This is a genomic window from Candidatus Magnetobacterium casense (assembly GCF_000714715.1).
In the GTDB taxonomy this organism is placed as follows: domain Bacteria; phylum Nitrospirota; class Thermodesulfovibrionia; order Thermodesulfovibrionales; family Magnetobacteriaceae; genus Magnetobacterium; species Magnetobacterium casense.
On record NZ_JMFO01000028.1, the window covers coordinates 19,173 to 43,317 of the forward strand.

20 protein-coding genes are annotated in these 24,145 nt (G+C 50.1%); 7 read left to right on the forward strand and 13 right to left on the reverse strand.

The window, feature by feature from the left end; all coding sequences use genetic code 11:
* Window positions 1-12 precede the first annotated feature (12 nt).
* Complete coding sequence (locus tag Mcas_RS16985) at window positions 13-2,895, forward strand: CHASE domain-containing protein (protein WP_052567407.1); 2,883 nt, start codon at window positions 13-15, stop codon at window positions 2,893-2,895.
* A 20-nt stretch (window positions 2,896-2,915) separates the two neighbouring features.
* On the opposite strand, the gene rnhB is transcribed toward Mcas_RS16985, so the two are convergent.
* The 11 genes from rnhB to Mcas_RS12750 form a co-directional block, all read right to left on the reverse strand.
* Window positions 2,916-3,512 (reverse strand): ribonuclease HII, encoded by a 597-nt coding sequence (rnhB, locus tag Mcas_RS12700; RefSeq protein ID WP_052567408.1) that lies wholly within the window; start codon window positions 3,510-3,512, stop codon window positions 2,916-2,918.
* A complete protein-coding gene (rplS, locus tag Mcas_RS12705; RefSeq protein WP_052567411.1) occupies window positions 3,509-3,886 on the reverse strand; it encodes a 50S ribosomal protein L19 in 378 nt (125 codons plus the stop codon). Before rplS ends, rnhB begins: the two co-directional genes overlap by 4 nt.
* Entirely contained in the window at window positions 3,873-4,619 is a 747-nt protein-coding gene (gene trmD / locus Mcas_RS12710) for a tRNA (guanosine(37)-N1)-methyltransferase TrmD (RefSeq protein ID WP_040335924.1), read from the reverse strand. Before trmD ends, rplS begins: the two co-directional genes overlap by 14 nt.
* 198 nt (window positions 4,620-4,817) lie before the next feature.
* The gene (locus Mcas_RS12715) at window positions 4,818-5,051 is read right to left on the reverse strand and encodes a KH domain-containing protein (RefSeq protein WP_040335925.1); all 234 of its coding nucleotides are present in this window, start codon (window positions 5,049-5,051) and stop codon (window positions 4,818-4,820) included.
* 17 nt (window positions 5,052-5,068) lie between these two features.
* Entirely contained in the window at window positions 5,069-5,323 is a 255-nt protein-coding gene (gene rpsP / locus Mcas_RS12720) for a 30S ribosomal protein S16 (protein WP_040335944.1), read from the reverse strand.
* A gap of 90 nt (window positions 5,324-5,413) precedes the next feature.
* The gene (ffh, locus tag Mcas_RS12725) at window positions 5,414-6,736 is read right to left on the reverse strand and encodes a signal recognition particle protein (protein WP_040335926.1); all 1,323 of its coding nucleotides are present in this window, start codon (window positions 6,734-6,736) and stop codon (window positions 5,414-5,416) included.
* A gap of 8 nt (window positions 6,737-6,744) precedes the next feature.
* Window positions 6,745-7,074 carry a thioredoxin gene (trxA, locus tag Mcas_RS12730; protein ID WP_040335927.1) on the reverse strand — a complete coding sequence of 110 codons (330 nt, stop codon included), beginning with the start codon at window positions 7,072-7,074 and terminating at the stop codon, window positions 6,745-6,747.
* Window positions 7,075-7,384: 310 nt separating this feature from the next.
* Complete coding sequence (locus Mcas_RS12735; RefSeq protein WP_162176326.1) at window positions 7,385-8,935, reverse strand: hydrogenase large subunit; 1,551 nt, start codon at window positions 8,933-8,935, stop codon at window positions 7,385-7,387.
* Window positions 8,836-10,260 carry a proton-conducting transporter transmembrane domain-containing protein gene (locus Mcas_RS12740; RefSeq protein WP_040335929.1) on the reverse strand — a complete coding sequence of 475 codons (1,425 nt, stop codon included), beginning with the start codon at window positions 10,258-10,260 and terminating at the stop codon, window positions 8,836-8,838. The genes Mcas_RS12735 and Mcas_RS12740 overlap by 100 nt, the downstream gene beginning before the upstream one ends.
* Before the next feature lie 4 nt (window positions 10,261-10,264).
* Window positions 10,265-10,855: a hypothetical protein gene (locus Mcas_RS16990; protein ID WP_052567413.1), complete on the reverse strand. Its 591-nt coding sequence runs from the start codon at window positions 10,853-10,855 to the stop codon at window positions 10,265-10,267.
* On the reverse strand, window positions 10,852-11,226 hold the full coding sequence (locus Mcas_RS12750; protein WP_040335930.1) for an MORN repeat-containing protein: 375 nt from the start codon (window positions 11,224-11,226) through the stop codon (window positions 10,852-10,854). The genes Mcas_RS16990 and Mcas_RS12750 overlap by 4 nt, the downstream gene beginning before the upstream one ends.
* Window positions 11,227-11,504: 278 nt before the next feature.
* Between Mcas_RS12750 and Mcas_RS16995 the strand changes: the two genes are divergently transcribed.
* The 4 genes from Mcas_RS16995 to Mcas_RS12770 all read left to right on the forward strand — a co-directional run bounded on the left by Mcas_RS16995 (window position 11,505) and on the right by Mcas_RS12770 (window position 18,754).
* Window positions 11,505-14,804, forward strand: a complete 3,300-nt coding sequence (locus tag Mcas_RS16995) for a response regulator (RefSeq protein WP_052567415.1) — start codon at window positions 11,505-11,507, stop codon at window positions 14,802-14,804.
* Between the two features lie 205 nt (window positions 14,805-15,009).
* The gene (locus Mcas_RS12760; RefSeq protein ID WP_156033360.1) at window positions 15,010-16,110 is read left to right on the forward strand and encodes a chemotaxis protein CheW; all 1,101 of its coding nucleotides are present in this window, start codon (window positions 15,010-15,012) and stop codon (window positions 16,108-16,110) included.
* Between the two features lie 63 nt (window positions 16,111-16,173).
* Window positions 16,174-17,211, forward strand: a complete 1,038-nt coding sequence (locus Mcas_RS18540; RefSeq protein WP_040335932.1) for a hypothetical protein — start codon at window positions 16,174-16,176, stop codon at window positions 17,209-17,211.
* Entirely contained in the window at window positions 17,138-18,754 is a 1,617-nt protein-coding gene (locus Mcas_RS12770) for a methyl-accepting chemotaxis protein (RefSeq protein WP_162176328.1), read from the forward strand. Before Mcas_RS18540 ends, Mcas_RS12770 begins: the two co-directional genes overlap by 74 nt.
* A gap of 131 nt (window positions 18,755-18,885) precedes the next feature.
* Here the strand turns inward: Mcas_RS12770 and Mcas_RS12775 are convergent, their stop codons facing one another.
* Entirely contained in the window at window positions 18,886-19,098 is a 213-nt protein-coding gene (locus tag Mcas_RS12775) for a hypothetical protein (protein WP_052567419.1), read from the reverse strand.
* A gap of 543 nt (window positions 19,099-19,641) precedes the next feature.
* Here Mcas_RS12775 and Mcas_RS12780 point away from each other — a divergent pair.
* Together Mcas_RS12780 and cheB are read left to right on the forward strand one after the other, a co-directional pair.
* Window positions 19,642-22,074, forward strand: a complete 2,433-nt coding sequence (locus Mcas_RS12780; protein WP_040335933.1) for a hybrid sensor histidine kinase/response regulator — start codon at window positions 19,642-19,644, stop codon at window positions 22,072-22,074.
* 14 nt (window positions 22,075-22,088) lie between these two features.
* Window positions 22,089-23,168 (forward strand): chemotaxis-specific protein-glutamate methyltransferase CheB, encoded by a 1,080-nt coding sequence (gene cheB / locus Mcas_RS12785; protein WP_040335934.1) that lies wholly within the window; start codon window positions 22,089-22,091, stop codon window positions 23,166-23,168.
* A gap of 624 nt (window positions 23,169-23,792) precedes the next feature.
* On the opposite strand, the gene Mcas_RS12795 is transcribed toward cheB, so the two are convergent.
* Window positions 23,793-24,145: transposase (locus tag Mcas_RS12795; protein ID WP_040335936.1), on the reverse strand; the 353-nt coding region annotated here is incomplete at its 5' end.

Genomic DNA, 24,145 nt, shown 5'->3' on the forward strand with positions numbered 1-24,145 from the left:
TGGCAATCGCATTTGACCGTAAAAGAACATAAAGGGGTCAAGGGGTCTGGCCCCCTTTCTTCCCTTACTACTGCCATTTTCCTGGTAACCATTTATTTTGTCAGTGGGCGGCTTTCGTTGTTTTTTGCCATCCCCCCGGGGTATGCAACGCCGATATGGCCGCCATCGGGTGTGGCGTTGGCCTTTATGCTGTTGTATTCTTACCGGGTTTGGCCGGGGATATGGGTGGGGTCGTTTTTACTCAACGTGTATATATCGTTCAACACGCCAGGTGTCTCTGTGGTGCTGCCGGGGATAATTGCCACCGGTGCAGTACTCCAGACGGTGACGGCAACATATCTGATACAACGCTTTGTCGGACGCCAGGGGACCTTTGAGAGGGAACAGGATTTGCTAAAACTCCTGCTTATCGGTGGCCCTTTCAGCTGCGTAATCAATGCAACCCTCGGCTCTGTTGCCATGCTTGTTGTGGGTGCAATAAAGCCGTCGGGCTATATTTTTTCACTGTTTACCTGGTGGTTGGGCGATACTATAGGTGTCATTGTGGTAACGCCACTGGTGCTGATATTGATGGGCAGACCGGCTGAGTTGTGGCGGAAAAAGAGAAATACCGTAGTGATCCCCATTTTTACCCTCTTTTTTGCCGTAGTGGTTTTATTTGTGTATGTCCGCAGACTGGAGGAGACCCGTGCCAGACTTGAGTTTGCAGGTAAGGCCGATATCATAAGCAACACCATATCCGAGAGTGTTCAAAACTATATAGACATCATTGAATCGGTAAAGAGTTTTTATGAAGCCTCAAATAAAGTTGAAAGAAATGAGTTCAGGATATTCGTCAGCGGTATACTCTCACGGCACCGTGCAATACAGGCATTGTCGTGGAATCCCAGGGTATCCGAGGGAGAGAGGGCAGCCATCGAGGAGGCGGCAAGGGCAGATGGCTACAGTGACTTTCGGATAACGGAGCGGGATAGTAAGAGACAACTGGTAACGGCCTCCAGTGGGGAGGAATACGTTCCTGTGTATTTCATAGAGCCTTATAAGGGTAACGAAGCGGCAATGGGGTTTGACCTTGCCTCCAACCCTTCGCGTAAGGAGGCACTTCTGAGGGCAAGGGATTCAGGACAGCCCCAGGCCACCGGGCGCATTACGCTTGTGCAGGAGAAGGGAAAACAGTTTGGTATGATAATATTTGTACCCGTGTACAGCACAAGACAGCTTAACGATAGCGTTGAACTTAAAAGTGCAAACATCCAGGGATTTGTATCGGGTGTGTTTCGCATCGGGGATGCTATAGAAAAAGAAATAGAGGGGCTTAAGGTAGAGGGGATCAATTTCGCCGTATATGACGATGCAGCCAGTGAATCGGAGAGGCTCATGTACATACGCGACCCCGAAGCTGGAGGTTCAGAGGGCAAACATCAGGGTGGCATTGAGCACAAGACTAAGATAAACGTGGCAGGTAGGGCATGGAGTGTAGTATTTTATCCGTCGGCGGAGTATTTAAAGAGCCACATGACGTTTCAATCATGGTTGATCCTGGTGGGTAGCCTGTTGTTTATCGGGTTACTGGAAGTGTTTCTGTTTATGCTTGCAAGTCGTGGTGAAAGGGTGGAGAGGCTTGTGCAGGAGAAGACCACGGAGTTGTCGCAGGCAAATGCAGCCCTGCACAAAGAGATCACGGAAAAGATGGCAACCGAAGCAGCCCTGAGAAGCGCCATGGAGGAGGCCAGAAGCGCCACAAAGGCCAAGGGTGAGTTTCTTGCCGCCATGAGTCATGAGATACGCACCCCGCTGAATGCCATCATAGGCATGGCCGATGTCCTCACCGAAACCGGGCTCACGCAGGAGCAGGATAAGTCCGTGCAACTGTTGAGAAACGCCGGGGAAAACCTCTTGGGCATAATAAACGATATCCTTGATTTTTCAAAGATGGAGGCGGGGCAGCTCAAACTCGAACGGGTGTGCTTTAACATCTTTGATGCGCTGTCAAAGACTGCCGATCTGATGAGGGTTAAGACGCAACAGAAGGGTATTGATCTGTCGCTGGTCATTGCCCATGCTATACCGAGGCAACTGTGGGGGGACCCGTTGCGTTTGCAGCAGGTGATGTTTAATCTGTTAAGCAATGCCATCAAGTTTACCGACGCCGGGGAGATTGGTGTCACGGTGGATATTAACAAGGAAGAGGCCGGTTTCATCGAGCTTCAATGCTGCGTGAGGGACACGGGGGTGGGCATTGCTCAGGATAAGCAGGGGTTGATGTTTCAGCGGTTTTCGCAGGCCGATTCATCCACCTCCCGCAAGTATGGTGGCACGGGGCTGGGGCTTGTGATATCAAAGACCATCGTCGAAAACATGCGTGGGCGGATGTGGTTTGACAGCAAGGAGGGAGTTGGGAGTCGATTTTATTTTACGGTGCAGTTGGAGGTCTTTGGCAAGGAGTGCAAGCTGATGGAGGCGCCATCGGATGCCGGGGCTGGTGGTAGTGCTCCGCCAAGTGGTAAGGCAGAGAGATCGTTGCGCATCCTAATAGCAGAGGACAACGAGGACAATCAGGTGCTGATGCGTTCGTATTTCAAGAAGACGTCGCATATCATAGAGATAGCCCCAAATGGCCAGGAGGCCGTTGACAAGTTTACCGGTGGCAACAGCTACGACATCGTCCTGATGGACATGGAGATGCCTATAAAGGACGGCTACACGGCGGTGGCGGAGATCAGGCAGTGGGAGAGGGACAATGCAGTTGCGGCGACCCCCATACTCGCCCTGACCGCCCACGCGCTCAGTGAGCACGTGCAAAAAAGCCTGAACGCCGGATGCAACGGCCATCTGACAAAACCCATAAAGAAGGCCGTCCTGATGGATGCAATTGCACAGTATCGGAAGGAGTAAAGAAAACGTTTTCCTCCTTTTCATAGGGAATTCAGCGGTGCAAACGAGCGTCTGTGTATGGGGCAGGGGCCGTGTGTGCGTATCATCTCCATGTGTTGTTTGGTGCCATATCCCTTGTGGGAGTTGAAGCCGTACTGCGGATACTGCTGATGATATGCCAACATAAGCGAATCCCTCAGCACCTTTGCCACTATGGAGGCAGCCGCAATGGAGGCGCTCTTTGAATCCCCCTTGATGATAGAAACCTGACTGATGTCAATATCGGGCAAGCGTAGGGCATCAATGAGCAGGATATCGGGGGGATGGTTTAACTGCAGGACGGCCTTTTTCATGGCCATTTTTGTGGCATTGAGGATGTTGAGTCTATCGATATCGGCGGCATCCACGATGCCAATGCCGATGTCTCTGGCGCAGCAGACGATCTCAAAGAACAACGCCTTGCGACGTCCCTCAGAGAGCTTTTTGGAATCATTAACGCCCTCTATGTAGCTCCCTGCCTCAAACACAACCGCTGCGGCAACGACAGGGCCTGCCAGAGGGCCCCTGCCGGCCTCATCAAGCCCCGCTACACAACCGTTGTCGTAGAACTCTCTGTCGTGGTCAAAGAGTTCCCTCAATTTGCCGATTTGGTCGCAACCGGGTGTTTTATCTCCCGTGCCTTTTCCTTGATCTTTGCATCTTTACCCTTCTTGTGGCGTATGTAGTAGAGTTTTGCCTTTCTGACGTCTCCGCGCTTGATCAGTTGTATCTCCTTGATGATCGGCGAATGCAGCGGGAATATCCTCTCAACCCCAACACCGAACGATATCTTTCTGACCGTTACGGTTTCGCGGATGCCGCCGCTCTTGCGGGCAATGACGAAACCCTCGTAGGGCTGGATGCGCTCCTTGTCCCCTTCAACAACCCTCACGCTTATTCTCAGGGTGTCTCCGATGTGAAACTCAGGGATCGTTTTCTTAAAACGCTCCTCGTATGCCTTAACCAGGTTCATTTTCTATTTCCTCCTTGATTTCTGTCAAAAGTCTGTGTTCCTCTTGTGTCAGCATATCCATGTTGAGCAGATATGGTTTGTTTTTGAGGGTTTTTTTGATGGCTTGTTTTTTACGCCACCGGTTGATTTCCTTGTGATTGCCCGATAGTAGCACTGGGGGGACACATCTGCCGTGAAAATCCTCCGGGCGTGTGTAGTGCGGACAATCGAGATAGCCCGACGAAAAGGAATCCTCCATCCCGGACCGGCTATCACCCAACACCCCCGGGATAAGTCGCACTATCGCATCTATGATCACCAACGCCGGTAACTCACCACCGGTAAGGACATAATCGCCAATAGATATCTCTTCGTTGACCAGGTCGAGGACCCTTTCGTCAATGCCCTCGTATCTGCCACAGATAAAGGTCAGCGGGGTTGAGTGCGTTGCCAGTTGTTGTGCCCTGGTTTGGTCAAACACCCTGCCTTGTGGCGTTGTGAGGATGACGTGTCTCTCTGTGCCGTCAGCGTGCAGATACTGCAGGGCGTCAAATACGGGCGCAATTTTCATGACCATCCCCGGGCCACCACCATAGGGGTAGTCATCCACCGTGCGGGCCTTGTCACTTGCAAAGTCCCTGATATTGGTCACGCTCAAATCCACCAAACCCTTCTGTATAGCCCTGGTCATCATGCCCTGTGTCATATACGATAAGATCATATCCGGAAATATGGTCAGTACCTCTATTTTCATTGCCATAAATCCCGTTTACTTCAGTCCAAAAAAAACGGCCTAAAATACGGCCAAAGAGACTACTTTAAAAAAAAGAATGCTAAAGGGACGGCATATGCACTTTTTACTTCTGCGCCACCCGTTGCGCCACCCGTTGCGCCACCCCATGCTACACGTGTCCCTTTAGTTTAGCATTGTTTATCTCTATGAAGCTATTTTCTATTCAAGAATCTCTAACACGGAACGTTTGCCTATTTTTGTACCTGCGGCAGAGAGTATGGTTCTCATAGCCCTTGCTGTTTTTCCTTGTTTACCAATGACCTTACCCAAATCACTTGCAGCCACCCTTAATTCGAAAACGGTCGTTTTTTCTCCATCGATTTCCTTCACTGCTACATCTTCCGGTCTATCGACCAAGGCCTTTGCCATAACCTCAACTAAGTCTTTCATCATGACCACCTCCAAATGAATTAGGCTGTCTGCAGTTGTAAGCCAGCCTTTTGTAATAGTTTTCTGACAGTATCAGTAGGCTGAGCGCCATTGCCAAGCCAGCTCTTGCACTTTTCAATATCGATGTTGATTTCCGAGGGTTCCTTCAGTGGATTATAAGTCCCTACTATATCGAGAAAGCGTCCATCTCGTCTTGTTCTTGAATCGGTCACAACCACCCTGTAGAAAGGTCTCTTGTGTGCTCCCATCCGTGTCAGTCTAATCTTTACCAATATAGATACCTCCAAATACGTTCCTATAAGATATTTTAATATATCCAGGCAATCAAAGTAAATATGCCAAACAAAAGATTAACAAAGCGTCAGTTAAAAGGGCAGGATATTAGGCAGTTTCAGGCCCTTCTTACCCTTAAACATCTTCATCATCTTTTTCATGTCCTTGTACTGTTTCAGGAGTCTGTTTACCTCTGCGACGTCGGTACCGCTGCCGGTGGCGATTCTGATCTTTCGGCTACCGTTGAGTATCTGCGGATTGGTTCGCTCCTTTTTTGTCATAGAATTGATAATGGCCTCTATCTTTACGAACTGTTTTTCATCGACATTTATGCCCTTCATTTGTTTGTTTATGCCCGGGATCATCGACAGCAGGTTTTCAATAGGCCCCATGGAGCGGATCTTCCGGAGCTGTTCCTTGAGGTCATCGAGCGTGAAGCCATCACCGAGGATTTTGTTTTTAAGCGATTCGGCCTCTCGTTCGTCAAAGGACTGCTGTGCCTTTTCGATGAAGCTCAGGACGTCGCCCATACCGAGTATCCTCGACGCCACTCGCTGGGGATAAAACGGTTCCAGCATGTCTATTTTTTCGCCCATACCGATAAACTTTATCGGTTTACCGGTCACCTCACGAATCGAAAGAGAGGCGCCACCCCTGGCATCGCCGTCCATTTTGGTGAGGATTATTCCGTCTATGCCGATCTTTTCATTGAAGGCCTTTGCTATGTTGACGGCATCCTGCCCTGTCATTGCATCGGCTACAAAGAGGGTTTCTTTGGGGGTTGTGGAGTCTTTGATGTTTTTCAGTTCGACCATGAGGGCATCGTCTATATGCAGGCGACCTGCGGTATCGAGGATCACAAGGTCACGTGCCTCACGTCTGGCCTCAGACAGGGCGTTGTTGCATACGACTACGGGGTTTTTCTCTTCCTTGGAAAAGAACACCGGCACATCTATCTGTTTACCGAGGGTGATCAACTGGTCTATGGCCGCAGGTCTTTGCAGGTCTGCTGCTACCAACATAGGCCGCCTGCCCTGGGTCCTGTAGTGTCTGGCGAGTTTGGCGGCCGTTGTGGTTTTACCGCAGCCATGAAGGCCGATCATCATCAATATTGTGGGCGGATTGGGAGAGAGGTGTATTTTTTCGTTGTCCGATCCAAGCAGCACGCACAACTCATCATGCACTATCTTTACCACCTGCTGACCCGGGGTCAGGCTCTCAAGCACCTCATTGCCTACGGCCTTGTCTCTTACACGCTCTATAAACCCCTTGACTACCTTGAAGTTGACATCAGCCTCCAGGAGGGCAAGGCGGATCTCCTTCATCGCAACATCTATATCCTGGCTATTGAGAACCCCCTTGCCTTTTAACTTCTTTATTACCGAGTCAAGCTTCTCGCTTAAGGAGTTAAACATAAGTCTTTTTATCCTAGCAGACCTTCGATCTTGTCCTTTAGCTGATGTTTGGGTACTGCACCGACAAGCTGGTCTACCTTGTCACCGCCCTTGAAAAACATCAGCGTCGGTATACCCATTATCTTGTACTTACTGGCTACGTCCGGATTTTCGTCCGTGTTTAACTTTACGACCTTCATCCGTCCTGTATACTCTTTGGCCAAGTCTTCGACAATCGGCGCTACCATTCTGCAGGGACCACACCACACTGCCCAAAAATCAACCAAAACCAAGCCTTCCGCCTGTAACACCTCTGCCTCCCACGTCTGCGACGTTGCATTCACTACGCCTTCTGCCATATTACCTCCAGTCAATATTTCGATTACTTAATGATTATATTTGCAAACTAACTCTTTTGTCAAATCTGCCTATCCTTTTGCCAGCCCCTTTTGCCGGCCCCTTTTGCTGGCCCTTCTGGCGGGCTGCAATTGCACTATGCCAAGCACAAAGGTTCATTATAACATAATGGCAAGGAAAAGGGTACAAAAAAATCCGACACACTTGAAACGTATTTTCATTAACAAGGCATGGTAAAAAAATGGGGTCAAGGGGGCTGGCCCCCTTACTAACTGCACATGACACTGCCCCTAAAGGCGCCCACCCCTACCCCTACAGGTCTACCCCGCAGGGGGACAGGTCAAACCCCCTGGTGCATAACGGAAGGTCCGTGACACTTGCCCCCCTCATTGCCAATGCCACCGCACCCCAGTTGTAAAACGAGGCATCCACGACCTTGTAGTGCTCCACTTCGCTGTTTGAGGTAGTCGTGACCATGTGACAGACTGCCCCACGCCACCCCTCAACCATCGACACTACTATGCGGTCGGCAACCGGCAGCGCTTCTGCGGCCATGACATCCCCAACCATAAAGCCATAACTGAGCCACTTCCGGACCAACGCTATGGAGTCGTCTATCTCCAGTGCCCTGACCTTGACCCTGGCATAGGTGTCGCACTGGGTCAGGAGCCTTGCTACAACTTTGTCTTTGCGGTAGATGCCAAAGGGCTGGTCGGCCCGACAGTCAATGGGCAATCCCGAGGCCTTGGCCGCAACACCCACGATGCCGGCCTTCCACGCAAGCTCGGTGCCAATTGCCGCACTGCCCTGCAGGTGTGCCAACACTCCGGGACTGTCCAGGAGATAGGCGTTGATTGCCTCCGTGTCGCGATGCAGCCGCTCCATACCCGCCATGATGTGCTCTCTGAGTGCCTCGTCAACGTCAAAGAGGACACCTCCGGGACGTATCAGGCCCCGTCCGTGACGATTACCACAGAGCATCAGCAGCATATCAAAGACCTCCGAGCGCAGTCTGCCGTAGTTTGCAACACCAGCGGAGAATCCAATCGAGGCCGAAATGCCCGCCAACGACGACAGGTGCATCGCTATCCGCTGCAACTCAAGCGCAACGGCCCTGATGATCTCCGCCCTCATGGAGATATACGTGCCGCTTAAAGACTCCATCGCCATTGCGTATGCCCACGCATGGGCAACAGCGCTGTCTCCCACAACGGACTCGGCCAGATGTGCCTTGTTCATAACCCTGCCCTGCTTAAAGAGCGCCTCCACACCCCGGTGTTGATAACCAAAATCAAGGTCTGCGTGGTAGACCTCCTGCCCGTGACACTGAAACCTCAAGCGGTAGGGTTCCGTGGCACTGCCATGCACGGGGCCAATGTCCACATCGCAGGAGACATCCGTAGCAGTAGAGCGGATGCGCAGTGGTCTGAGGTCCGGATGTCCGTTGGGCACTATGCCAGTCTGCTCCCACAGTTCCCGTTCAAACAGTCCCATGCCCGGTACCCTCGTGCTGATGGCGTCGTAGCTGTAGGACGCCCGTGGATTGGCCTGACAGATGAGGAGTCTGGTCGCCGCATCATCGGCAAGGACCGCCGTTACCATAACGGAGTTATCCTTTTCCTCGCGCCTGCCGCAGAACTGCACGACCCTGTGGCCACTGCCAATGAGCTGCGCCATCGTCTCCGTCAGTTCGGTCATATGCACGGTGGGGATGGCTGACTTTGGTACCGCCTGGGCGTTCTTGAGACGCAACCACTGTGCCACTACCCACCCCCCAACAAAGAGGCCGCCCCACGTACTATCGCATCCAAGCGTTGCGGCAGGTGCAGGGCCATCAGCGCCAACAGCCCTATAAATACCCACTGTGGGACATGGGCAATGATCGACTCCGTCCCCTGCGTAAACGCCGGTATAGCGCCGTAAGAGAGCGTGATGCGCAACGTTGCATCTATGATGGCATAGGCAACGATTGTCATCAGCAAAAGCGACACAATGAGGATCATCCATGATGGATAGGCAACCATGCGCTTAAACAGCATAAACTCACCGATAAAGACGCCCGATGGCAGCACGCCTGCAATGACAAACACCCCAACAATCAACAACCACGAACTGCCGGGCATACTGCTGAGTCCGCCGCTGATTTCGCTGGTGTTGATGGTGCCATATGCGCGGAGAAAATTGCCCGAGGTCAGGAGCATCAGGTGTTTTGCCAGGGCGTAAGACAGGGCATAGAGCATTGTGGCATACACCGCCCCACCGCCCAGCCCCATCCCCACGCACAACAATCCCATGTGCTGGATGTTGCAGGAGGCCAGTTTTCTCTTAAAGTTATCGACCCTCAATATGTACACTGCCCCAACAATGACCGAAAACAGGCCAATCAATAACAACAGATGCCTGAAATCAGCAATCAGTGGTGTCATTGCAAATATCTGATAATACCGCAGTATGCCCAGAAAGGCACAACTGACCATAGCGCCGGAGAAAAACGCAGCCACCGGAGAAGGCGCCTGAACATGGACATCAGCCAGCCAGGCGTGCATAGGGGCCATACCCATCTGAGCCGCATAGCCAACCAACGCAAAGGCAATGGCAACCCTGCCCCACTTGGGTGCTATCAGTGATGCCCTGCCGGCAAGCAGATCAACACTCAAACTTGCCCCGGCTATTTCCCTTGCCCCCTCAAGGATTGCCAATACCCCGACAAAGGCAAGCGCCAGACCCACGGCACATATGAAGGTGTACTTCCACACCACCTCCAGCGATTCCCTGTCGCCGTAGTGCCACACCAGCGGCGCACTTGCAAGCGTTGCCGCCACCGCAAAGACCCACATAAGCCCTATGTTTCTGCTCAGGATCACACCCGTCAGGGCACCAAGCAACAGCAGCATAAAGATCACATAGCGGTAATTAAAATACCCCTGTTCGGTGTACTTTATAAATGGCGCACTGCTTATGGTTGTGGCGCCAAAGAGCGTTGACAGGATCAGCAGAAACAGACATCCGAGATTGTCTGCTCCCAAGAGTGGCGCAGCAACACTACCCCTGAGGCACAGGTACAGTGTAACCGTCATATGAAAAACAGCGGCAATGAGCATAATAGCCTTATCCCACTTGCCCGATTTCTTAAGGAAGGACACCAGAGCCAGTACAAACTGTGCCATTATCAGGGCTAACTCTTGCACCGTATCATCTCTCCAACAGGCACGACTTCATACCGTTAAGAAATATGCCTGTTATGAATACACCAGCGAGGACGTCCAGGAGCATTCCCGCCTCAACAATAGAGGCCGCCCTGGATGCCGGCATCAGTGACATCAGAAAGACCCCGTTGCTCAAGACCACATAACCAATCACATGTGTGATAGGCCGTCTGCCGGAGGTCATTACAAACAGTCCTGTAAACACCGCACATATGGCCAGTCCAAGCCCCAAGGTACCCGTTACGGTGATGGCTGTAAACATTATCACGGCTGCCACAACAACGGACATGTAGCCCTCCCCTGAAGAGTCGCAATCGCTCTGGATGTCCAGTTTCCGGCTCGTGTACATTATGAAAAACGGGATAACCGTCACCTTGACAACAATGACCTCGAGGGCTATGACAATTGTATGCAACAGGCCGATGTGCCTGACATACGTCAAAGAGACAAGCAGCATCAGGCAACCCTGTATAACAAGGGCCTTTACGTATGTCTTGACAAGGTTCGCCGTTGACACGTACAACAGGGCCATGCCAAAGAGCACCAGAGGCAGGGCATCCAACAAATTACCCGTCATTTGCCACTGGTCTCCTCCTTCCTTTTACGCATTCGTTTGACCTTTCCGCTGGCCTTGATCACGGTTGCATCGCCAAGGATGCTGCCATCCTTCCACACCCCGGTTATCACGGTGCCATCTTCCCGGGTCAAAGTCCCCGGACCGTTTGCCTTGTCAGCCCTGAATCCGCCGACAAATTTATCCCCGTTACGAAGCTCATATGTCCCCGCACCATCCCTCTTGCCGTCCTTCCATTGCCCAACATACCTGTCGCCATTTTCAAAAACGGCAGTTCCTGTACCATTGACACAATCCCCCTCGATACATTGCCCAAAGGCAACAGCAGACGATAGCACGATCGCCATCAGCATGATACCCAAACGTAATCTCATAAAACACCTGCCCGTAGTTAGTTTATACGTCAAAGAAGAAAGAAGGGGGCGGCGCTGCCCCCCCTCAGACCCCCCTGCAAGGGGACCAGTCCCCCACTGAGCCGGGGGTCGCTGACCCCTTGACCCCATAAATGCGCAATCCTAAAAGTTTTGTCCATGTACTTAATGCCACTGCTCCTTAATTTTGCTACTGTCTGTATTGTAATTAAAAAACAAAGCTGATGTAAAGAATTTTTATTGTTTTTTATAGTATAATAAGCGTGTACGGGAACTTAGGAATGAAACACAATAAAGAAATCCTCGTTGTCGAGGACAGCATGGTGCAGCGAGAGCTCTTACGACGCAGTCTGATCAGGGCCGGTTATGAGGTGATCGCTGCCAAGAACGGGGCCGAGGGACTGAAGCTGACCAAAAGTCAGAGGCCGGCACTGATAATCAGTGACATTGCCATGCCCGAAATGGATGGCTATGAGATGTGCTTCAGGATCAAGACCGATAATGAACTCAAACACATACCGGTGATCTTGCTGACAGCACTGTCGGATACGAAGGAAATCATACGCGGTCTGCAATCCGAGGCCGACTACTATATCACCAAGCCCTATGACGAGGTCTACGTCCTGCAAAGTATCGAGGCCATCCTCAACAACACCCCAAGTGCCGTCGGTGATGCCACGTCCCAAGACAAGCTCGAAATCAACCTCATGGGCGAGGTCTACGAAATAAAATCCAAACCCCGGCACATCCTCAACCTCCTGCTGTCAACCTATGAAAATGCCGTCCGCAAAAACCGCGAACTCCTCAAGGCCCAGATCGAACTTGAGACCCTCAACGAAGAACTCGAAGACAAAGTCAGACAACGCACCAAGGAACTGCGACACTCCGAGGAGAGCTACAGGGTGTTGTTTGAAAACACCTTCAGCGGCTTTTACCGCTTTGACACCGAGGGCAGATTGCTCTCAATGAACCCTGCATTTATAACCATGCTTGGCTTTATCAATCAGGAAGAGTTGCTCTCCGCTAGCCCGAACCTGCCATCCCTGTACATCAAGAGGGCGGATTATGAGAAGTTTGTCGGTATGCTGGCAGGACAAAGCTCCATAAAAGACCCCTGCAGCCGCCTGAGAAAAAAAGACGGCAGCGAACTCATCATAGAGCAGAATATCCGGATCGTAAAAGACGACGATGGCAAACCACAGTACTACGAGGGCTTTGTCAACGACGTAACCGAGTGTAAGCAGGCCGAAGAACAACTGATAAAGCTCTCAAGCGCCATAGTGCAAAGCCCTGTTGCCGTGGTAATCACGGACCTCAAAGGCAGGATTGAGTTTGTCAATCCTACGTTCGTCAAAATGACCGGTTATCAGAGGGATGAGGTCATAGGGAAGACCCCAAAGATATTACAATCGGGCAGTACCCCCAGGGAGGTATACGCGGACCTGTGGAAGTCCATAACCGCCGGTAATACATGGCATGGCGAGTTGCTGAACAAGCGAAAAAACAACACCTTCTACTGGAACAACACCACCATCTCACCCATCAGGGATGCCGAGGGCACCGTCACACACTACCTGTCGGTCAACGAGGACATAACGGAACGAAAGGCAATAGAAGTGGCGCTAAAAAAGGCCAAAGAGGCCTCCGAGGTGGCCAACAAGGCCAAGAGCGAATTCCTTGCCAACATCACACACGAAATCCGTACCCCCATGAACGCCATCATCGGCATGACGGAGTTCGTCCTGGACACCGAACTGAAAAAACAACAACGGGACTACCTCGACCTGGTCCTGACATCGGCCAATTCCCTGCTGACCATACTTAACAGTATCCTGGACTTTTCAAAGATCGAAGCCGGTAAACTCGACCTGGAAAACGTTGGCTTTGACATCTACCCGCTGGTTGAAAACATATTCGATACGCTTTCAATTCAGGCACACAAGAAGGGCATAGAGCTGTATTGCCGCATAAAACCCAACGTGCCGACAAAACTGATCGGAGACCCCGCACGTCTCAGTCAGGTGATCATAAACATCGTGGGCAACGCCCTCAAGTTCACCGACGAAGGCGAGGTCGCAACGGTTGTCAATGTTGAACCTGACAGTCTCGACGGAGACTCTGTCATGTTACACTTTTCGGTCTCCGATACGGGCATAGGCATCCCGCAGGACAAGATCGACTATATATTCAGCACCTTCTCACAGGCCGATGGCTCAACTACCCGAAAGTACGGCGGCACGGGCCTGGGACTGACCATATCGAAACAACTCGTCTCACTGATGAGTGGCGATATCTGGGTTGAGAGCAAGGAAGGGGCAGGGAGTACCTTCCATTTCACCGTGCGGGTGAGGGTCAAGGACATCAGGGAACTGCACAGAACCCCCCCTGAACTCGACCTCAACGGTAAGAGAATACTCACAATCTGTACCTATGCCACCAGTTGTACGATTATCAAGGAGATGCTCAACGATTTTGGTGCCGAAATAAAAAGGGTCAAGGAACCAAAAGAGGCACTGGAAGACCTCAGACGTGCCAGAGATGCCGGCCTGACATACGACATGGTCTTTGTAGACGTCAGGATTGCCGAAATAGGCGGCTTTAAGGTGGCCGAACAGGTCGTGCATGACCCCACACTTACCCGCTTTGTGGTCATCATACTCAACTCCAACTACCGCACCGGCGATATAGAAAGATGTACGCAACTTGGCCTTGCAGGTTATATCATAAAACCCATCAAGTATAAAGACGTGATAAGTACAGTCCAGCGCCTCCTTATCGGCCAAAATAAAACAATCACTCCCCGGTTGACACCACCCAGGCCGGAGATTCAAAAGGCCGAAACCTTCAGAGAGGTTAAGGTTGACGTAAATATACTGTTGGTAGAGGACAATGCCACCAACCGATTGCTGGCCAGAGAGGTGTTGAAAAAACAGGGCTATGCCGTGACGGAGGCAGTGGATGGTGCAAAGGCCGTTGAACTGCTTAAGAACAACCGCTTTGATATAATCCTGATGGACGTGCATATGCCCGTAATGGACGGCTTTGAGGCAACAAAGATAATCAAGACCTCACCGGCAACCCGCTCAATCCCCGTTATTGCAATGACCGCATACGCGATGAAGGGCGACAGGGAACGTTGCCTTGAGGCAGGCATGGACGACTATATCACAAAACCCATCAGGGCAAATGACCTCATAGAGATCATCAAACGCTATGGCCCCGAAGAATCCCTCAATGAAACCCAGCGAATTCCCATTGCAAATGGTATCCCGATCTTCCCTCCGCAAGCCGTGTCTAACACCAAAGCGGGCACTGAAACAACAGCAGAAGATAACCTGACCGTATTCTTAAAAAAAGCATCACTGCAGATAGATACAATAAAAAAAGCATTTGAAGCCCAGGACAATGACGCCATAGAAAGACTCGTCAGCAAACTGAAAAAAGAGACCGAAAAAGCCGGCCTGACACAACTCCAGCCATCGGCCTTCCGTGTCCTGCTCTCACTCAGAAAAGGCGATATAGACAGCGCCATGAATCACTTTCTGGCCTTTGAAGAGGCATTTAATAAATTAATCGAATAAAATGAAAAAAAAGTATATTATTTATATCCCATGGTGTGGCTATTTTCTTACGTTCCCTGGATTCCTGCTTTCGCAGGAATGACATATATATGGCGGCTCTTGCTGTCATTCCAGCGAAAGCTGGAATCCATGCCTTTAAACCGAGCATTATGGGGTCAAGGGGGCTTTTTTGTGGCTGGCCAATCCTCCCGTTATTTTTTCTTCCATGACATCTTATACAACATTTAACTTAGAGGGCTTGGCCTTTGCGCTGCCTGCGGAGGCGGTGGAGGAGATCGTGTGGCTTGCCGAGCTCAGACCCGCCTGCAATGTACCGCACTACGTCATCGGGATGTTGAACTACCGTGGCAAGGTCATACCGGTCATGGACCTCAATGTGCGAATGGGACAGTCCCCCATGCGATACAAGATAACCGATAAAATTATTGTCATCGGTATGGAGGATGTTTCCTACGGGCTGATTGTATCGGATGTGCAGGATGTCATAACCATCTTAAAGGGCGACACAGAGGATATCAATACCCTCAGTGATGCAAACGTTTATCTGCACGACTTCATAATCGCCTTTGCCAAGATACAGCATGAGATCATAATGCTGCTTGACCATAAGAGGCTGATCCGGCACGACAGACCTTCGCATTTTATGCCGGAGACGGCCCCCCCACGGGAGCACTCTGATGCAGAAGATTGGCCGGAGCGCATTACACACGACGAGGGATACTTCATAGCCGACGCCCCTGAACATCACAGGGATATCTACCACAAACGGGCAACAAACCTCCTCGTCGTCAAAAAACACGACTACGTCAAACAACCCATGTCCCTGGCCGTGGTGAGTATCAACGACGAGCACTTTGGCCTTGAGATCAAATCAGCATATCCCGGCATAAAAGCAGGCAATGACGCTCCCTGTATGAGTAAGATTATCGAATTCTCCAGGGTCAGAGACGTTCGTGTAATCCCTTGCTGTCCCGGACACATCGTTGGAAGCATGAACCTTCACGGAGAAATCCTCACGCTTATAGACGTCAGGGGCGCTCTGAATCTGGCCGCTGCCCCCTCATATGCCGATGCCAGGGTGGTCGTCATACAGGTGGAGGACATGGTGGCCGGTGTCGTAATCGATGACGTCATCGACGTTGTCTATCCCAGACAGGGCGATATCATCAACGTCTCAATTGCCGAGTACTCCACTGCCGAACGATATTTTAAGGGCACCATCCGTTATGGAGAAAGACCGTTGCCCGTTGTCGATCTGCACAAATTATTGACCGGCAGTGACCTGATTGTCAACGAAGAAGCTTAATTTAACATTATTTCAGGCTTGCAGATTTCATCTGCCTGTGATAGAAACCAAAGGAGAAAATTTATGGATTTTTTTATTAAGATTAAACTGAGAACCAAGTTGATAATTCTGTTTTTGGCGCTGGGTCTGTTGCCCTTCATATTAATAGGCAGCTATTCGTATATAAAGGCAAGTGGCACCATAAGACAATCAGTGCAAAATCAGCTCACATTTATCAGGGAGACCAAAAAGGAGCAGATCGAAGAACACTTCAGGTTAGTTGCCAACCAGGCAACCTCCATGGCGGCAAACAGGGCTATCATAGATGCAATGGAGGAGTTTAACAGCGCGTTTTCAAAGGTCGAGCGTGATTTGGGCTCCCTGTACGACGAAAACGCAACTACCAACGAAGAGGCGTTGAGAGCCAGGTACGTCTACCAAAAAGAACACACCGATGGCGCCTCGGAAAACGCCCTTGAGGTGTGGTGGCCCAAAAACAAGACAACAAGGATACTTCAACACCTCTACATCTCCTCAAGTCCATACCAGATTGGCAACAAACACAAGTACATCTCCTCCCCGGACCCCTCCACCTACAGCAAGGTTCACAGGAAGTATCATCCCACAATTTTGAGTTTTCTCGAAAAATTTGGTTACTACGACGTCTTTCTGGTAGAACCAAAGACCGGCTACATAGTGTATAGCACCGACAAGGAAGTAGACTTCTCAACGAGTCTGCTAAATGGCCCCTACAGCAACACCAATATTGCCAGGGCCTTTGAGGCCACCCTTGCCTCAAATGACAAGGAATTTGTAACCTTTGTCGATTTTGCCCCCTATGTACCCTCATACAACGTCCCTGCGGCCTTTGTTGCTACCAACATATACAACGGCGACCAAAAGGTCGGTGTACTCATATTCCAGGAGGATACTTCAACACCTCTACATCTCCTCAAGTCCATACCAGATTGGCAACAAACACAAGTACATCTCCTCCCCGGACCCCTCCACCTACAGCAAGGTTCACAGGAAGTATCATCCCACAATTTTGAGTTTTCTCGAAAAATTTGGTTACTACGACGTCTTTCTGGTAGAACCAAAGACCGGCTACATAGTGTATAGCACCGACAAGGAAGTAGACTTCTCAACGAGTCTGCTAAATGGCCCCTACAGCAACACCAATATTGCCAGGGCCTTTGAGGCCACCCTTGCCTCAAATGACAAGGAATTTGTAACCTTTGTCGATTTTGCCCCCTATGTACCCTCATACAACGTCCCTGCGGCCTTTGTTGCTACCAACATATACAACGGCGACCAAAAGGTCGGTGTACTCATATTCCAGGTATCGATAAAAAAGATAAATGACATAATGACCAGCAACAAGAGTTGGGAAAAGATTGGTATGGGTAAGACCGGCGAAAGCTATATAGTAGACCATGGATTTGAGATGCATAGCGACTCACGGATGTTTATAGAAGACCCCGCCGAGTTTTTCAGAAAACTAAAGATTGCCGGCACCCCGCAGGAGACAATGGATAAACTCAGGAAAAACAACACCACTATAGAGTTAATCAACGTCAAGGACCTCCTGGGCAAAGAGTCCGGCCATACTACGAGCCATGACATGGAAGATGGTGTCAATTACCTGCATGATAAGGTGTTGTTCACACACGCACCGTTAAAGATAGAGGGACTCCAGAGTCAATGGATGGTGGTCTCTGCCATCAATGAAGACGAGGCCTTTGCCATCCTGCATCGCCTCAATTTTGTGATGTGGAGCCTTGGGATAGTGCTTGTGCTTATTATAGTCGGTGTTGGGCTGTATTGGTCGGGAAATATCGGCAAGTCGTTGAACCTGATAGTCAGCGACATCACGACGACCTCCTCGGAGCTTGCCACGACCATCAACCAGCACGAGCGCGTGGCAAAGCAACAGGCGGTCTCCGTCAACGAAACCACCACCACGATGGATGAGCTGACCTCCTCGGCACGTCAATCCGCCGAACAGGCCGAGTCCTCCGCCCTGGGAACGGAAAAGGCCATGGCCATCGCAGAGGGCGGCAACGCCACGGTCAACCAGATGCTCAACGGGATGATCAACCTTAAGGATAAAGTCCGCGCCGTAGCCGAACACATCCTGCACCTCAGCGAGCAGACCGGACAGATCGGAAAGATCACTGGCCTGGTCACCGACTTTGCCAGTGAAACCAAGATGCTGGCCATGAATGCCGCAGTTGAGGCCGTAAAAGCCGGCGAACATGGCACGGGCTTCTCCGTTGTTGCAATGGAAATCCGCAAGCTCGCCGATGAAAGCAAAAAGGCCGTAGACCAGATAAACGCCCTCGTAAACGACATCCGCAAGGCCACTGATATGACGGTCATGGTCACCGAGGATGGCACAAAGACCGTTGAGGAGGAAATGGCACTCGTACAAAGAACGGCAGACGCCTTCAATGGTGTGTTGTTTGCCGTCAAGAGTTCCTTTGAAAGCTCCAAGCAGATTTTTCTCAACATTAAACAGCAATCCCTGGCCATCGGTCAGGTCGTAGAGGCCATGAACTCCATAAACATCGGCGCCAAGGAGACGTCTTCGGGCATAAGCCAGACAAAGGTCGCTATCCAGAAACTAACCGAGGTCTCTCAGAACCTCAAAGATATGATATAGCGCATTTGACTCGTCAAGAAGAAAGAAAGGGGCGGAGGGGGTGCCGCCCCCCTTCAGAACCCCCTGCAAGGGGAGGGGCGAGGCGCCCCGGCCGGAAAGAAGTCCCCTTGACCCCATTTTACCATGCTTTTTTAAGAGGATACGGATACTTTTATTTCTTTTACGAGGTTGTCTACTGTCTCTTCATTAAACAGTGATTTCCTCATTTCAGTATAATCGCCTTCCCCTTTTTCATATTGCAACAAGAATCTTAACGCACCTGCAATCCCAAGGTTGTCCTTTAGAACATTCCAACCTGTTTTTTGGATTTCAAAAGGGGTCATATCAAAAACATGCCGACTCATATTTTAAAAATCTCCTCCGTAATAAAATTCATTAACGTTACTACTTTCACCGTATCTTATTTATATTTCATGGTAACTATACTTTTACACATCCTGGATTCCTGGTCAAGCCAGGAATGACACACTTGGAAAATGGCTGTAACTGTCATTCCTGCAAAACATGTCCCTGGCTTGAACAGGGAGCAGGAATCCATGCCTTTTAACCGGGAAATAAAAATTACCCTGCTTTTTAAAGAGGATACCGCTATATGTTATATAATAATAAGATATGAATCGTTTGTCAAGGAATTTATGAACCACAATTCTTGTTGAAGATAAATAAGGGTAGGTCAAGGAGCCAGGTGTGCCTGGAGTGGTAAAAAGAGGATACATGCAGGAGGTATTATTGAATGTGGGAAAAGGTGTTTTCTAAAATGTCAAGATATAGTAGGGAAAAAATCTTGCAAGGAGTGTGAATTTTATATCAAAATAAAAAAAGGCGAAATATAAAGGTGCAATTCATGGTATAATAGTTTATGCCTAAGCAGTCAAAAAATTTAGACCATGATTGACGATGTAGAGATGCGGGAGCTTTTTAAGCTCGAGAGTGACGAGCACTTGAGCGTGCTTGAGAGCAACCTCATGCAGTTGGAGCAACAGCCTGACAACAAGGAGATACTGCAAGAGATGTTCAGGGAGGCGCACAGTCTCAAGGGGTCTGCCAGGATGCTGGGGGTCTACAAGGTGATGGAGGTATCACACGCCCTTGAGGACCTGTTTGGAAAGGCACAACGAGGCGACATCGTCTTTACCCCGGCGATAATAGAGAGGATCTATCCCGTGGTTGACGCAATCGGCAAATTTGTAGCCGAAGCCACCACGGATGCCAGGCCCGGGATAGAGGTCAAGGGTGTCCTTGAGTATCTAAGGCTCGACAGGGAGATGCCAACCTCCAAGACTCGCCCCCTCCCACAGCCCCAGGGAGAGGAGCCGAAAGCACCTCCACCTTCTCCATCACAGGAACCGGCAAGCGCTGTTGTTGAGGCAATTGTCGCTGTTGAGATGCCCCCTGCTGTTAAGCCAACGCCTGTGGATGAGACGACTGACGTTGCTGAGGCAAGCACTGCTATCCCCGCCCCTGTCGTTGAGGCTCAGACAATGGATGTTGCCAAACCGCAAGAGACAACACCGGAGTACAGACCGCCGACAGTAGACATCCCCGGTAAAATCGATTCCGGTAAGAATCGCATAGAGACAATCCGCGTCGATACCAGAAAGCTCGATAGCCTGATGACCCACGCCGGTGAACTTTCGGTGACAAAGACCAGTATTATCCACAGGTTCAAGGAGATCAACGGTATAACGTCGTTCTGTGATGACTGGAACAGCGATGTGCTTTCAAGATACATAATGCTCAAGGAGATGGCTCACGGCAACGAGTTACTGTCAAAGGCCCTCGTTGACTTCTTCAACCTCCAACGTTCACGGTTTGAAAAGCTGAACAGTTCCCTGAACGAGCTGAAAACCGGCTGGCACGGCGATAACACAAGACTGGAATCGGTGACAAAGAAGTTGCACTACGAAATAAGAACCGTAAGCATCCTGCCGATAAAGACGCTGTTTAGGGTGTTTCCCAGACTGGTGCGGGATATATCCGTGGCCTTGTCCAAGAGCGTAGACCTCGTCATAGAGGGCGGCGAGACCACCGTTGACAGACAAATCATAGAGGAACTCAAGGACCCGATAATGCACCTGCTGCGCAATGCCATCGACCACGGCATCGAAGGCGCTCAAGAACGCCTCAACTGCGGCAAACCCGCCACAGCAACGATTGTCTTGAGGGCGTACAAACACGCCAATCAGATAATCGTTGAGGTCGAGGATGACGGGTGCGGTATCAACACCGAAGAGATAAAAAGGACAGCCCTCAAGCATAGACTCACCACCGAAGAACAACTCCAGGGGATGACCCTTGCCCATATACATGGGCTTATCTTCACTCCCGGCCTGTCCACAAGCAGCATGATCACGGACGTCTCCGGCAGGGGGGTGGGCCTTGACGTTGTCGCTACCAGGATGGAGGCGCTCAAGGGTAGTGCAAGGGTGGAGTCGGTACAGGGCAAGGGATGTGTGTTTCGGTTGAAGATGCCCGTAAACATGACCACGACACGAGTCCTGGTGGTTATGGTGGCGGGCTTACGGTTTGCCATACCCGTTGAGTTTGTAACAAAGTCCTTTGTGCTTGCCAGGAAGGATATATTCAGGCGCGAGGGACGCGATACCATCAAGTACGAAGACCAACCCATATCGCTGGCGCTTCTGTCCGATCTCCTTGAACTGGACAGGGTGCCCTCCGCTAAGGGCATGGTGGGTGGGGAGCAGTCCCTGACCTGTATAATCCTGTCATCGGATGACCAACTTGTTGGGGTTATCGTGGGACAGATAGTTGACGAACAGGAGGTTGTCCTCAAGCGCTACAGCACGCTCCTGCAGCGGGTGAGAAATATATCAGGGGCTGCGATCCTGGAAACCGGCGAGGTCTGTGCCATCTTAAATCCCGCCGACCTTATAAGGAGTGCGCTAAAGAGGAAGTCCGTGCGTATATCGGAGGAGGTTGTACAACAGCAGTCACGGCTGCGGCGCATATTGCTGGTGGAGGACACGATTACAACCCGCACGCTAATCAAACGTGTGCTGGACAGCGCAGCCTATGAGGTGGTCACGGCAATAGACGGCCTGGATGCCCTCAATAAGCTGCCCACACGCGACTTTGATGCCGTAGTGTCCGATATCCAGATGCCAAACATGGACGGCCTGACACTGGCCGAAACAATACGGGCAGACAAAAAGTACAAGGACCTGCCCATAGTGCTTATTACGGCGTTATCCAGCGACGAAGACAAAAAACGAGGCATGAAGGCCGGAGCAAACGCCTACATTACCAAACCAACGTTTGATCACAAGGTCTTGTTGGACGTATTAAAACGGCTTATTTAGGAAGACAACGATAAATGAAAAAAGTACGCGTGTTGTTAATAGATGACTCTCAGATAGCGCTGGCGGTGCTAAAGCGTATGCTGGCCTATGACCCGGACATAGAGGTGGTTGGGGGATTTACCAATGCCGCAGAGGCCCTCCGGATGATACCGATGCTTTCGCCGGACGTGATCTGCACCGACCTTCACATGCCGGGGATGGACGGTCTGGTGTTTACCAGGACGGTGATGGAGCGTTTTCCGTTGCCGATCCTTGTGGTAAGCGTATCGGTACAGGAGCATCATACGCATACCATCTTTGAGCTTCTTGACAATGGGGCAATAGATGTCTTTCCCAAGCCCAAGGGTATACTCGATGGCGATTTCGAGCTACATGCAAGGGAACTGACCTCAAAGATAAAGATACTCTCAGGTGTGGTGGCATTTACCAGGCATAAGAAAAGACCACAAGCAGACATCAGGACAGGAAAACTATCGAGTCCCACGGCAATAGAAAATCCCCATCACATAAGGATGGTTGCCATAGGGGCTTCCACGGGCGGTCCCCAGGTGCTGCACGGCATATTTAAGAATCTCCCCGCCGACTTTCCCGCACCCATATTGTGTGTGCAACACATCAGCGAGGGCTTCCTCGACGGCTTTATAGACTGGCTGGCGCAGGAGTGTAAACTCAAGATAGTCAAGGCCCCTCACGGACAGCCCCCGGTACCAGGCAATATCTACTTCCCCCAGGAGGGCTTCCAACTGGAGATCAACAGCCAGGGGCGTTTTAACTGTCTCAACAGGGCAAATTATGACGGTCACTGTCCGTCGGTCACGCTAACGTTCAGGTCTGTTGCGCAGTACTATGGCAGGACTTCAGTTGGTATAATCCTGACCGGCATGGGAAGAGACGGCGCCGACGGCATCCTCGATATAGCCAACGCAGGTGGAATAACGATCGCACAGGATGAGGATAGTTGCGTAGTCTTTGGTATGCCCAGGCAGGCCATAGAGCTTGGCGCCGTGCGTTGCATCATGTCCGCAGAGGAGATAGCCGCCGTACTCCAGGGTCTGAGATTCACCGACTGCCGCAGACGCGCCCTTAACATCTGACCCCTCCCCATAGGGCAATCGTATTTGACCGGAGAAGAAAGAAAGGGGCGGCTCCGCCCCCCTTTAGAACCCCCCGCAAGGGGACCAGTCCCCTTGACCCCATTTTTTCACGATCAATTATCATGCCTGAAAAAACCTGTGTCATTTAAGTATATCACCTCTTATGTTTTGATTTTGCTCATTATATTTTCTAAGTCAGTTATGAACGATGGGATATTGATAGAGCAATTAGGAAAATTATCATGTGCTATTTCACACCTAATCTTATAGCTATCAAGAATATATTGATAATCTTGTTTTGAACTATCGAACAAGAGAGCTGTTTTTTGTTGGAACCTCAAGTTTTTATGTATAATAATTCCCCATACTCGTTTTTGCGACCATCTCTTCAAAGTCCTTTTTTTACTTATAATTTTTTCACATGCAATATTAATCTTTTCTTCTAAATAAGCAAATAACATTACAAAATAAGCTTGATCATTAATCTTTCTCAGTAATTGATAATGTCCCTTTTTAGACGATCTGCAGGTGTTTTCTTTAACTGATAGTTGCCCGTCTGATTCCATATAAGCACTATGTATATTGTTGAAAGAAATCATAGGATTTCTTTGGTTCCTTTTCATTTCAAGTGGGTAGCCCAATCTTAGTATAATCCAGCTTACCTGTTAGCATGTAGATAATAGTCTTTATGTTTTTGAATGTTTTATAACCTCTTGCCTTTGCTTTAGCTGCCTGTACCAGACTATTAAGTCCTTCTAATATTCCATTGTTTATTCTACTTTCATACCATCTCGTTACTCCTGACCAATGCCTTTTTATTGTTTTGGCTGCTTCATATATAGGCTTTAAGCGACTATGAGTTGCCCAAAAATACCACTTATGTAGTTTTAATTCAAATTCTTCTTGTGTCTGTTCTGTATAAATTGATTGAAAATTTTCACGTATATGAAATGCTCTTATAGTTTGTAAATTCAGAT

What these genes read in the sequence shown, in the direction of transcription:
- ffh (WP_040335926.1), bottom strand. Translation starts at nt 6,736, where the DNA reads ATGTTTAACTCCTTAAGCGAGAAGCTTGACTCGGTAATAAAGAAGTTA.
- rplS (WP_052567411.1), bottom strand. Translation starts at nt 3,886, where the DNA reads ATGAACCTGGTTAAGGCATACGAGGAGCGTTTTAAGAAAACGATCCCT.
- Mcas_RS16990 (WP_052567413.1), bottom strand. Translation starts at nt 10,855, where the DNA reads ATGACGGGTAATTTGTTGGATGCCCTGCCTCTGGTGCTCTTTGGCATG.
- Mcas_RS12760 (WP_156033360.1), top strand. Translation starts at nt 15,010, where the DNA reads ATGACATCTTATACAACATTTAACTTAGAGGGCTTGGCCTTTGCGCTG.
- Mcas_RS18540 (WP_040335932.1), top strand. Translation starts at nt 16,174, where the DNA reads ATGGATTTTTTTATTAAGATTAAACTGAGAACCAAGTTGATAATTCTG.
- trxA (WP_040335927.1), bottom strand. Translation starts at nt 7,074, where the DNA reads ATGGCAGAAGGCGTAGTGAATGCAACGTCGCAGACGTGGGAGGCAGAG.
- Mcas_RS16995 (WP_052567415.1), top strand. Translation starts at nt 11,505, where the DNA reads ATGAAACACAATAAAGAAATCCTCGTTGTCGAGGACAGCATGGTGCAG.
- trmD (WP_040335924.1), bottom strand. Translation starts at nt 4,619, where the DNA reads ATGAAAATAGAGGTACTGACCATATTTCCGGATATGATCTTATCGTAT.
- Mcas_RS12715 (WP_040335925.1), bottom strand. Translation starts at nt 5,051, where the DNA reads ATGATGAAAGACTTAGTTGAGGTTATGGCAAAGGCCTTGGTCGATAGA.
- cheB (WP_040335934.1), top strand. Translation starts at nt 22,089, where the DNA reads ATGAAAAAAGTACGCGTGTTGTTAATAGATGACTCTCAGATAGCGCTG.
- Mcas_RS12775 (WP_052567419.1), bottom strand. Translation starts at nt 19,098, where the DNA reads ATGAGTCGGCATGTTTTTGATATGACCCCTTTTGAAATCCAAAAAACA.
- Mcas_RS12750 (WP_040335930.1), bottom strand. Translation starts at nt 11,226, where the DNA reads ATGAGATTACGTTTGGGTATCATGCTGATGGCGATCGTGCTATCGTCT.
- Mcas_RS12780 (WP_040335933.1), top strand. Translation starts at nt 19,642, where the DNA reads ATGATTGACGATGTAGAGATGCGGGAGCTTTTTAAGCTCGAGAGTGAC.